This window comes from Corynebacterium sphenisci DSM 44792 (assembly GCF_001941505.1).
Taxonomy (GTDB): Bacteria; Actinomycetota; Actinomycetes; order Mycobacteriales; family Mycobacteriaceae; genus Corynebacterium; species Corynebacterium sphenisci.
Window position 1 is genome coordinate 2584386 of record NZ_CP009248.1, and the last position, 10414, is coordinate 2594799.

The 10414-nt window shown below is 71.5% G+C and carries 12 protein-coding genes; 4 read left to right on the forward strand and 8 right to left on the reverse strand.

All coding sequences use genetic code 11. The features are described 5' to 3' along the window. Positions 1-92: 92 nt before the first annotated feature. From CSPHI_RS11725 to CSPHI_RS11740, 4 genes are all read left to right on the forward strand, one after another. Positions 93-725 carry a sigma-70 family RNA polymerase sigma factor gene (locus CSPHI_RS11725; RefSeq protein ID WP_075693512.1) on the forward strand — a complete coding sequence of 211 codons (633 nt, stop codon included), beginning with the start codon at positions 93-95 and terminating at the stop codon, positions 723-725. Between the two features lie 29 nt (positions 726-754). Further along, on the forward strand, positions 755-1693 hold the full coding sequence (gene trxB / locus CSPHI_RS11730) for a thioredoxin-disulfide reductase (protein WP_075693513.1): 939 nt from the start codon (positions 755-757) through the stop codon (positions 1691-1693). An 82-nt stretch (positions 1694-1775) separates the two neighbouring features. Further along, entirely contained in the window at positions 1776-2096 is a 321-nt protein-coding gene (gene trxA, locus CSPHI_RS11735) for a thioredoxin (protein WP_075693515.1), read from the forward strand. 69 nt (positions 2097-2165) lie between these two features. After that, on the forward strand, positions 2166-3350 hold the full coding sequence (locus CSPHI_RS11740) for an N-acetylmuramoyl-L-alanine amidase (protein WP_075693517.1): 1185 nt from the start codon (positions 2166-2168) through the stop codon (positions 3348-3350). Here the strand turns inward: CSPHI_RS11740 and CSPHI_RS11745 are convergent. The 8 genes from CSPHI_RS11745 to rpmH all read right to left on the reverse strand — a co-directional run bounded on the left by CSPHI_RS11745 (position 3272) and on the right by rpmH (position 9802). Further along, positions 3272-4093 carry a hypothetical protein gene (locus CSPHI_RS11745; RefSeq protein WP_075693518.1) on the reverse strand — a complete coding sequence of 274 codons (822 nt, stop codon included), beginning with the start codon at positions 4091-4093 and terminating at the stop codon, positions 3272-3274. The genes CSPHI_RS11740 and CSPHI_RS11745 overlap by 79 nt on opposite strands. Before the next feature lie 5 nt (positions 4094-4098). Further along, positions 4099-5247: a ParB/RepB/Spo0J family partition protein gene (locus CSPHI_RS11750; RefSeq protein WP_075693520.1), complete on the reverse strand. Its 1149-nt coding sequence runs from the start codon at positions 5245-5247 to the stop codon at positions 4099-4101. 98 nt (positions 5248-5345) lie between these two features. Then, positions 5346-6263, reverse strand: a complete 918-nt coding sequence (locus tag CSPHI_RS11755) for a ParA family protein (protein WP_075693522.1) — start codon at positions 6261-6263, stop codon at positions 5346-5348. Between the two features lie 217 nt (positions 6264-6480). Continuing rightward, positions 6481-7140, reverse strand: coding sequence for a 16S rRNA (guanine(527)-N(7))-methyltransferase RsmG (gene rsmG, locus CSPHI_RS11760; protein ID WP_075693524.1), 660 nt, complete (start codon positions 7138-7140; stop codon positions 6481-6483). A gap of 661 nt (positions 7141-7801) precedes the next feature. Continuing rightward, positions 7802-8938 (reverse strand): membrane protein insertase YidC, encoded by a 1137-nt coding sequence (gene yidC / locus CSPHI_RS11765; RefSeq protein WP_075693526.1) that lies wholly within the window; start codon positions 8936-8938, stop codon positions 7802-7804. Between the two features lie 63 nt (positions 8939-9001). Further along, positions 9002-9247 (reverse strand): membrane protein insertion efficiency factor YidD, encoded by a 246-nt coding sequence (yidD, locus tag CSPHI_RS11770; protein WP_425429743.1) that lies wholly within the window; start codon positions 9245-9247, stop codon positions 9002-9004. Between the two features lie 25 nt (positions 9248-9272). Beyond that, positions 9273-9638, reverse strand: a complete 366-nt coding sequence (gene rnpA, locus CSPHI_RS11775; protein ID WP_075693530.1) for a ribonuclease P protein component — start codon at positions 9636-9638, stop codon at positions 9273-9275. 26 nt (positions 9639-9664) lie between these two features. Beyond that, entirely contained in the window at positions 9665-9802 is a 138-nt protein-coding gene (gene rpmH, locus CSPHI_RS11780) for a 50S ribosomal protein L34 (protein ID WP_005511646.1), read from the reverse strand. Positions 9803-10414 lie beyond the last annotated feature (612 nt).

Genomic DNA, 10414 nt, shown 5'->3' on the forward strand with positions numbered 1-10414 from the left:
CCCGCCCCGCCCCGGCCCGGGTTGTCCACCGTCACCGGGTGCCGGGGCGGTTCCGCCGCGCGGGGCGCCGGCGGCCGTGGCAGCATCCAGGCATGGATTTCGCGAGGGGGCGCGAATCGGCGCCGATGATGAGCGACGAGATGCTGCTGCGGGCCCATGTGGCCGGCGACGCCCGGGCCTTCGCCCGGCTGGTGGAGCGGCACGGGGCCCGGCTGTGGCGGGTGGCCCGGCGGGTGGTCGACGATGACGCGGCGGCCGCCGAGGCGGTGCAGGACGCGCTGCTGCGCGCGCACCGCCGCGCCGCGGACTACCGGGGCGCCTCGAGCGTGGCGACCTGGCTGCACCGGATCGTGGTCAACGCCGCCCACGATCAGCGCCGCCGTGCCGCCCGCGGCCGGCTGCACCCGATGGACCCGGAGGCGCTGGCCGCCCTGGACCGGGCCCGGACGGCGGCGACCGGACCGCCACCGGATGCGGCGCTGCCGCTGGTGCTCGCCGAGGCGCTGGCGGAGCTGCCCGCGCAGTGGCGGGAGACGGTGGTGGAGGTGGACCTGCGCGGCTGGAGCCCCCGGGAGCTGGCGCGGGCCACGGGGGTGCCGCCGGGGACGGTGAAATCCCGCTGCTGGCGGGCCCGGCGGGAGCTGCGCCGGTATCTGGGGGAATGCGGGGAGCCGGCCGGGCGTTCGACGGGGGGAGTGGCGGTAGGCTGCCACCGTACGGACTGACTCCCGACTTCGAAGGACGAGGCGACCCCATGAGCGACGGCACCATCCACGACGTGATCATCATCGGCTCCGGCCCGGCCGGCTACACCGCCGCCATCTACGCCGCCCGGGCGGAGCTCGCCCCGCTGGTGTTCGAGGGCGTCGAGTTCGGCGGTTCGCTGATGACCACCACCGAGGTGGAGAACTACCCCGGGTTCGCCGAGGGCATCCAGGGCCCGGACCTGATGGAGCAGATGCGCTCCCAGGCGGAGCGCTTCGGCGCGGATCTGCGGATGGCCGACGTGGACTCGGTGGAGCTCGCCGGCGAGGTGAAGATCGTGCGCTCCGGCGGCGAGGAGTTCCGGGCGCGCACCGTGATCCTGGCGATGGGCGCCGCCCCGCGCTACCTGGGGGTCCCCGGGGAGGCGGAGCTGCTCGGCCGCGGGGTGAGCTCCTGCGCCACCTGCGACGGGTTCTTCTTCCGGGACCAGGACATCGCGGTGGTCGGCGGCGGCGACTCCGCGATGGAGGAGGCGACCTTCCTCACCCGCTTCGCCCGCTCGGTGACCGTCATCCACCGCCGGGACGAGTTCCGGGCCTCCCGGATCATGGTGGAGCGGGCCACGGCGAACCCGAAGATCCGCTTCGAGATGAACAAGACCGTCTCCCGGGTCCTCGGCGAGGACAAGGTCACCGGCCTGGAGCTGGTGGACACCGGCACCGGGGAGACCTCCACCCTGGACGTCACCGGCATGTTCGTCGCCATCGGGCATGACCCGCGGTCGGCGATGCTCGCCGGCCAGGTGGACCTCGACGAGGCCGGCTACGTGCGGGTGGCCGCGCCCTCGACCCGCACCAGCGCCGAGGGCGTCTTCGCCGCCGGGGACCTGGTGGACTCCCGCTACCAGCAGGCGGTCACCGCCGCCGGCACCGGCTGCACCGCCGCCCTCGACGCCGAGCACCATCTGCTCGCCGCCGAGGGGGCCTGAGCCCCCGGCCCCGCGGCATGCCCGGTTTGCCGGGGCCCCGGCACGCGATAAAATCAGTTCACTCTACCGATACAGGAGCATCATGAGCGTTCAGGACGTCACCTCCGACACCTTCCGCGACACCGTCGTCGACGCATCCGGCCCGGTCCTCGTCGACTTCTGGGCGAGCTGGTGCGGCCCCTGCCGGAAACTGGCCCCGGTCATCGACGAGCTCGCCGCGGAAATGGGCGACCGGGTCACCTTCGCGAAGGTCGACGTGGAGGAGCAGCAGGCGCTGGCCGCGATGTTCCAGATCCTGTCCATCCCCGCCCTGCTCATCTTCAAGGACGGCAAGAAGGTCGACGAGATCATCGGGGCGCGCCCCAAGGCGGAGATCCGGCAGCGGCTCGAGGCCCATCTCTAGCTGGTAATATCGCAGGTCGACCCGGTGCCGCACCATGGCACGGGCAGGCGGGAAAGGGGCAGGATTCCGTTGGTGGAGTGCGTGCGCGTCGGGGACCGCAGCCCCCGGGTCGCCGAGGTCCGGGCCACGCTGGCCCGCCTCGGCATGCTCCCCGGCTACGCCGGGGATGCCACGCAGTCGGCCCCGCAGCAGTGGTCCGGGGACGACGACCTCTTCGATCCCGCCCTCGAGCAGGCGCTGCGCGCCTTCCAGCAGTCCCGGGGGATCATCGCCGACGGGGTGATCCGGGAGCACACCCTGCACGTGCTCCGGGAGGCCTCCTACACCCTCGGCGCCCGGGTGCTCAGCTACGACCCGCTGTCCCCGCTCACCGGCGATGACGTCGGCCAGCTGCAGCGCACCCTGCAGGAGCTGGGCTTCTACACCTCCCGGGTCGACGGCCACTTCGGCCCGAACACCGATCTGGCGGTGCGGGACTACCAGGAGAACTACGCGCTGCGGGTCGACGGGATCTGCGGCCCGGTGACCCTGCGGGCGCTGAGCTACCTCGGCTGCCGGGTCACCGGCGGCTCGGCGGCCTCCTTCCACGAACGCGAGCAGGTCCGCCAGGCCGGGCCCCAGCTCTCCGGGAAGCGGGTGGTCATCGACCCGGGCCTGGGGGGATCGCGCACCGGGCTGAGCGTGGCCGGCCCCTACGGGCCGATCAGCGAGGAGGAGATCCTCTGGGACATCGCCTCCCGGGTGGAGGGTCGGATGGTCGCCGCCGGGGTGGAGACCATCCTCTCCCGGCCGCGCACCGGCGACCCGTCCACCGTGGAGCGTGCGGACATGGCCAACGCCTTCGGCGCGGACGCGGTGATCTCGCTGCGCGCGGACCGCTACCGCAACGCCAAGGCCCATGGCGTGGCCACCTTCTACTACGGCTCCCACCAGGGCGCCAGCTCCCTGGTCGGCGAGCAGCTCTCCGGGCTCATCCAGCGCGAGATCGTCGCCCGCACCAACCTGGTGGACTGCCGCACCCACGCCCGCACCTGGGATGTGCTGCGGCTGACGCAGATGCCCACCGTGGAGGTCGCCGTGGGCTACCTGACCAGCCCGGTGGATGTCGCGATCCTCACCTCCCCGGAGGAGCGGGACGCGATCGCGGAGGCGATCGTGGTGGCGGTCAAGCGCCTTTACATGCTGGAGGACGATGACCTGCCCACCGGCACGTTCAGCTTCATCGAGCTCCTGGAGAACGAAGCCGAGGAGTAGTACTGGGCCGCCGCGAGCTGATCCAGGGCCGCGGTGACCGCCGCGCCCCAGTCCAGATCCGAGTCGATCTCCCGGCGCAGCCGGGGATGCCGGTGATGCGGGGCGACCACGGTGAAACCGCAGCCGAGCAGCACCGTGGTCTCCGGCAAATCCCCCGCGCCATGTGCGACATCGCCAAGTGCGCCGGGGGCGCAGGCCGCCTCCGGGGCGGTGTCGCCGGGGCAGAGGGTGCCATCGGCCGGACGACGGCATTCCGCGGGGTCATCACCGCAGTTCGCGCGATGGATATCCTCCTGTCCGGGATGCGTCGACGCCGGGTCCGGGCCATTGCAGCCGAAGGCCTCCACGGCCCGCACCCCGCGGCCGGCGAGATGGCGCAGCACCGCCTGCACCAGGGCGGCCTCGTACCCGCGGCCGCGGGCGCAGCGGTCCACGTGCAGCGAGGACAGCAGCACCGCATCCGGGGATACCGGGGCGGTGGGCAGCCGGCGCACCGCCGGGGTGAACCGGGGCGGGGCGAAGAGCGCCGTGGCGGCGGCCGGGCCCTCGGCCTGCTCGCGCAGGTTGTAGCCGCAGCAGCCCCACTCCAGGGTCACCCGGTTGATCCAGGACTCCTTCTCCAGCACCGGGTCCGGCACCGGCTCCGGCCCCGCGCCGAACTGCCAGAACAGGCTGCGCAGGGCCGCGGGATGGGCCGCGGTGAGCTCCCGGAGCCGAAGCAGTTCGAGGTACGGGGCGTCCATGGGGGCTACCCCTCCCGGGGCCGGATGATGCCCATGATCCGCTCGAAGTCCTCGAGATCGCTGAACTCGATGACCAGCTTGCCCTTGCGCCGGCCCATGGTCGCGGTCACCGTGGTGTCGAAGTCGTCGGAGAGGCGCTCCGACCAGGCGGTGAGCCGCTCCGGCTGGGGGACCGGCTCCCGGCGGGTCGTTGCGGGCTTCTCCCCGCGGCCCCGGTTGATCAGGGTGACCGCCTCCTCGGTGGCCCGCACGGACAGGCCCTCGGCGACGATCCGCTCCGCGAGGCGCTCCTGATCCTCCGCCCCGGTGCGCACCCCGAGGATCGCCCGCGCGTGCCCGGCGGTGAGCACCCCGGCGGCCACCCGGCGCTGCACCGGCACCGGGAGCTGGAGCAGGCGGATCATGTTCGTGATCACCGGGCGGCTGCGCCCGATCCGGTCGGCGAGCTGGGCCTGGGTGACGTCGAACTCCTCGAGCAGCTGCTGGTAGGCCGCGGCCTCCTCCAGGGGGTTGAGCTGCACGCGGTGGATGTTCTCCAGCAGCGCATCGCGCAGCATGGCGTCGTCAGCGGTGTCCCGGACGATGGTGGGCAGCACCTCGAGCCCGGCGAGCTGCGCGGCGCGCCAGCGGCGCTCGCCCATGATGATCTCGAATTCGGGTTGCGGGGCCCCGGGATCGCGCTGCCGGGCGAGCTCCAGCGCCTTCGGCCGGCGGGCCCGGGGGATGGCCCGGACCACGATCGGCTGCATGAGCCCGAACTCGCGGATGGAGTGCGCGAGCTCCCGCAGCGGCTCCTCCTCGAAGACCTGCCGGGGCTGGTCCGGGTTCGGGATGATCACCGGCACCGGGATCTCACGGTAGGTCGCGCCGACGGATCGGGCGCCGCCGGCGCCACCGCGGCCCGCGGTCCGGGTCGGGCCCGTGGATGTTCCACGTGAAACATCGGCCGCGTTTTCCGTATCGTCACCGTGACGTTTCCTGCCGGTACCCGTGGTACCCCCCGCGTCGGCGGGATCCGGCTTCCGGGAAGGGCCGAAGAGCTCATCGGCGGCGGAGTCCCCGAGATGCGGCCGGCCCTCCGGAGCGGTCGGGATCAACGCGGCCAACCCGCGCCCGAGACCGCCCTTGCGCGGTTCACGTTTGTCCTGGCTCATCTCTGGTCTCTCTTCTCCGGGGGTCGTCGGCGGCAGGCCGGTGTCGGGTGCGGGCGGATGCGGGGCGGGCGCGGTCTCGCGGATGGGGGCTCAGGGGATCAGGGCGCGACCCCCACGGCACCGGAGGTGGGGGAGGGGAGGTAGTCGCCGCGCTCGGCGAGCTCCTTCGCCGCATCCATGTACGCCAGCGCGCCCCGGGAACCGGGGTCGTAGGAGATCACCGTCTTGGAGTAGCCGGGGGCCTCGGACACCTTCACCGACCGGGGGATCACATTGCGCAGCACCACGTCCCCGAAATGCCGGCGCACCTCCTCGGCGACCTCCTCGGAGAGCCGGGTGCGCCCGTCGTACATGGTGAGCAGCACCCCGGAGATGTGCAGATCCGGGTTGAGATGCTGGCGGATCATGGAGACGTTGTTGAGCAGCTGGGTGACGCCCTCCAGGGCGTAGAACTCGCACTGGATGGGGATGAGCACCTCATCGGCGGCGGTCATCGCGTTGAGGGTGAGCAGCCCCAGCGAGGGCGGGCAGTCGATGATCAGATAGTCGATGCCCTGCTCCTCGAGGAATTCGTCGGTGAGCGCCTGCTTGAGCCGGCTCTCCCGGTTGAACAGGTTGACCAGCTCGATCTCGGAACCCGCCAGATCCAGGGTCGCGGGGATGCACCACAGGGTCTCCGCCTCCGGGGAGCGCTGCATCGCGTCCACCGGATCCACCTCGCCGATCAGCACCTCGTAGGTGGAGGGGGTGCCGCTGCGATGCTCGATGGACAGCGCCGTGGAGGCGTTGCCCTGCGGATCGGCGTCGATGACGAGCACCCGCTGGCCATGGTGGGCCAGGGCGCTGGCGATGTTCACCGCGGAGGTGGTCTTGCCGACCCCGCCCTTCTGGTTGGCGATCGTGATCCGCCGGGTGCGCTCCGGCCGCGGCAGGGAGAGGCGGTTCGGGGTCTGCACTTGGGCGGCCCGCCGTGCGGCGGCCGCGATCGGGGTGTCCTCCCAGGACTTCCTCGCCATCAATGAGCTTCCCTTCATCGCCGTGCGGAGGGTGGATCCGCTCCATCGCCTCGAAAGGCCCCGACGGCATCGCCGAGGGGCCTCGATACCCATGACTCTAGTCGGGTTCCGGACATGGGCTCAATAGGGGATTCGCGGGCAGGGGTGACCCCGGGCAGCGCGGCCCCGCCGGCCGCGGCGGGGCCGCCGGGCGGGCCGGGGCCGAGGACCCTTCCGCCTAGGTGCGCTGCACCCGGACCAGGAAGGTCGGCGTGGCCGAGATGCCGGCACCGAGTTCGATTACCTCGGGTTCCCGGCCCTTGGCCTTGCGGATCGCGGCGATATCCCGGGCGACCTCCTCGGCGGCGCTGGAGCCCTTGAGGGCGGCCATCACCCCACCGGGCCGCACCAGCGGCAGCGACCAGGCGGCGAGCTTCGCCAATGGCGCCACCGCCCGGGAGGTCACCACGTCGAACCGGCCGGCCTCCGCGCGCACCGCCTTGTCCTCGGCTCGGCCGCGCAGCACCCGGACATTGTCCAACCCCAGGGCGGCCACGACCTCCTCCAGGAAGGTGGTCCGCCGCAGGAGCGGCTCGATGAGGGTCACCCGCAGATCCGGCCGGGCGATGGCCAAGGGGATCCCCGGCAGGCCGGCGCCGGATCCGATATCCGCCACCGTCGCCCCCTCCTCGATGACCTCGGCGAGGAGCACGGAATTCAGGATGTGCCGATCCCAGAGCTTCGGCACCTCCCGGGGGCCGATGAGTCCGCGGGTGGTGGCCTCCTCGGCGAGCCACCGGTGGTACTCCACCGCCAGCCCCAGCTGATCCCCGAATACGGCGCGGGCCGCCTCGGGGATACCGGTCTCGGCGGCGGTGGTCTCGTTCTGCTCGTGCATGGTCCTCACACCTGTGGGTCCCGGGATGTTTCACGTGAAACCCCGGTGTCGGCTGTCGTAGTCGTGCCGACCAGCCTAGCCCTACCGCCCGGGCCAGCCGCAGCCACTCCCGGGGCCCAGGGCCCGGGGAGCCCCGCACCCCGCGGCCCCGGCGCGGTTTCACGTGAAACATCCGGGAACCGCTGTCGGCAGCGGCCAGGGCAATAAGGGCGATCCATACCCGATGTTTCACGTGAAACCTTCGGCCCATGGTTTGCCCGCATCGACCCGCCGCCTCTCTGAGGCATTCGGAGGATCCCCCGATGTTTCACGTGGAATATGCGCGCGACGGGGCCGGTGGGCGGGCGGCGCGCACCCACACCGCCGGATACGGAGGTTTCACGTGAAACATCACGCCGTGACGCCGGCGGCCCCGACACGTGCGCCACCAAGGGAAAGGCTCCCCGGACCCCAGGCCCAACCTGACGGAATCGGGCCGGACGGCCCGGGCGGGGGAGGGGCTGCTCGGTCGATGACGCCGGGCCTGGCCCGGGCGCGTTCCCGAGCCGGCCGCCGCGGGCGGAGCAGGGTGAATTACAGACCTGTAGTTCACCGCCGCCCGGAATGACGAAAACCGCCGCCCCCGGGGGGGCGGCGGTTCCTTCGTGGACGGCGGGCCGTTCTACCGCTTGCGCTTCTTCTTGCGTTTGGCGTTCGCGGGGCGCTGGCCGGGTTGCGGTTTCGCGGGGGCCGATGGGGCCTCGCCGGACTGCTCCGCGGCGGGCTCCGCCTTGTCGGCGACGCCGTCCTCGAGGGTGGCCACGCCCGAGGGGGCCTTCTTCGGGGCCTTGCCGCCCTTCTTGGGGTTGACCGGCTTGGCGCCCGGCTTCGGTGCCAGCCGCTCCTGGGCGGCGCGCTTGGCGGCCTTCTCGGCCTCGATCTCGTCGCGCTCCTCCTGGTCCAGCCGGGCGAAGGTGTACCGCTGCTGGAAGTAGGTCCAGATGTTGTTGGTCAGCATGTAGACCAGCAGGCCGATATGCCAGATGGCGCCGGTGAACAGGATCATGGCGGGGAAGAACCACATCATCATCTTGTTCATCATCTCGGCCTGCTGGCCCATCATGCCCTCGGCCTGCTTCTGCAGGCCCTCCATCTGCCGGCGCCGGGTGCGGTTGACGGTCATCCGGCCGTTGAAGTGGGTGGCCAGGGCGGAGATCACCATCAGCGGCAGGGCCACCATGATGATGTCCATCCGGGTGAAGTCCGCGGTGGTGCCGGGCGCGGTGAAGGCGGCGTACTGGTCCTGGGGCATCCCGATGGAGGCCGACAGGGGGGCGTTGATGACGCGGGCGAGCAGGAAGGAGCGGACGTCGTCGACGCCGAAGATGTAGTTGCCGAGGTTCCAGTTCTGCTCGACGGACAGCCCCAGCTGGGCGGCGCCGTCACCGGTGCGGTTGAAGGAGCGCAGCACGTGGAACAGGCCGATGAACACCGGGATCTGCACGAGCATGGGCAGGCAGCCGCCCAGCGGGTTAACGCCCATCTCCTTCTGCAGCTTGCGCATCTCCATGGCCTGCGCCTGCTGGTCGTTGGGATGCTTCTTCTTGATCTCCTGCATCATGGGCTGGAGCTTCTGCATCTTCAGCATCGACCGCTGGGACTTGAACATCGGGCGGAAGAGCAGCGCCCGGATGGTCACCACCAGCAGCACGATGGACAGCACCCAGGACAGCCCGGAGGAGGGCTCCATGACCAGGCTCACCGCCTGGTGCCAGAACCACATGATGGCCGAAATCGGCCAATAGACGAAATTAAGCACGGTGTGCGGGGTCTCCTGTTCTCATCGGATCTCGCGGCCGTCCACGATGGCCTGCACCAGAGGCTACCCGTGCATCCGGGTCCACCAAGAACGCAGCGCCGGAAAACGCGGGGGCACCGGGTCCCAGCCGCCGGGGTGCCAGGGGGCGCAGCGCAGGATGCGCAGCAGGGTCAGCCAGCCGCCGCGCACCGCCCCGAAGCGGCGCACCGCCTCCATCCCGTAGGCGGAGCAGGTGGGCTCGAAGCGGCAGGTGCCGCCGCCCTTGAGCGGGGAAATCGCCGCGCGGTACCAGCCGATGAGGGCGAGCAGCGCGCGGGCGGCGGGGGAGGGGCGCTCAGGCGAGTTTGGCAAGGGCACTGCGGATGTCCCCCTCCAATTCGGCGCTGGAGGCGTGCGCGGCGGCCGGCAGCGCCCGGATCACGATATCGGCGTCATCGCCGATCTCCCCGGCCAGATTGAGCATGACATGGCGCAACCGCCGGGAGACGGCGTGCCGGGTGACCGCATCGCCGACCTTCTTGGAGACGACGAGGCCGACGCGGGGTCCGCCCCATCGGGCGGGTCCCGCGTCGGCGTCGACGTCGGTTGCGCGCACTCGGCGCAGGTGCAGCACCAGGGTCCGGCGGCCGGCCCGCCGCCCGCCCCGGATGGTGGCCCGGAAATCGGCGGGTCGGTGCAGTTTATGCCGCGGGGGCAACACCGGTGGCTGCGGGAATCGGGTCGGCGCTAGGCCGACAGCCGGGCGCGGCCCTTGCTGCGGCGCGCGGCGACGACCGCGCGGCCGGAGCGGGTGCGCATACGGGTACGGAAGCCATGCACGCGGGCACGGCGACGGTTGTTCGGCTGGAACGTCCGCTTCGACACGGTTGAACTCCTCAGGTTATGCGGGCCGATCCGTCCCCGCCGGCGCGGCCGGCGCGGGGATCGGGCCTGACGATGAATGTGCTCACGCCCCGCCGGTGACCGGCGGATCCGCTTGCGATCCGCCGCCGGGAGGGCCCGCGGGCGGCGATGGGGGTACCCGATCACCCGCGGTGAACATATCGGCGGCCCCGGGGGCCGCTGGATATGACAGACGTGAACACAGTACGTGCGCCCGCTCGGCGAGCACAAATCCGGGGGTGCCGGGGACCTGGCGGAATCCCGCGGGCCGCGGCGGAACCCCAGGTCGCCGGGTTATCCACAACCTTCAAGCGGCCCTGGAGAGTTGACAGATGTGAAAAACAGGGTCTAGTGCCCTCTCGGGCTTTGTTCCGGGGTTCGCCAAGCCCCCAGGTCACGGGGCATATTGTGGATAACTTGATCGCGGTGGACAGCATGTGGATAATCTGGTGAGGAAAAGAAGGCGCGTGGCTTTCCACATCTGTGGGCAACCCTGTGGAAATCCAGCTCATCCCCGATCGCCGGCTGTGGACGGACTGTTCGCCCCCTGTCGAGAACCGGTGATCGGCGATTCGCCGCGCGCGCAGGACAGCA

What these genes read in the sequence shown, in the direction of transcription:
- CSPHI_RS11725 (WP_075693512.1), top strand. Translation starts at nt 93, where the DNA reads ATGGATTTCGCGAGGGGGCGCGAATCGGCGCCGATGATGAGCGACGAG.
- trxB (WP_075693513.1), top strand. Translation starts at nt 755, where the DNA reads ATGAGCGACGGCACCATCCACGACGTGATCATCATCGGCTCCGGCCCG.
- trxA (WP_075693515.1), top strand. Translation starts at nt 1,776, where the DNA reads ATGAGCGTTCAGGACGTCACCTCCGACACCTTCCGCGACACCGTCGTC.
- CSPHI_RS11745 (WP_075693518.1), bottom strand. Translation starts at nt 4,093, where the DNA reads ATGGACGCCCCGTACCTCGAACTGCTTCGGCTCCGGGAGCTCACCGCG.
- CSPHI_RS11750 (WP_075693520.1), bottom strand. Translation starts at nt 5,247, where the DNA reads ATGAGCCAGGACAAACGTGAACCGCGCAAGGGCGGTCTCGGGCGCGGG.
- CSPHI_RS11755 (WP_075693522.1), bottom strand. Translation starts at nt 6,263, where the DNA reads ATGGCGAGGAAGTCCTGGGAGGACACCCCGATCGCGGCCGCCGCACGG.
- rsmG (WP_075693524.1), bottom strand. Translation starts at nt 7,140, where the DNA reads ATGCACGAGCAGAACGAGACCACCGCCGCCGAGACCGGTATCCCCGAG.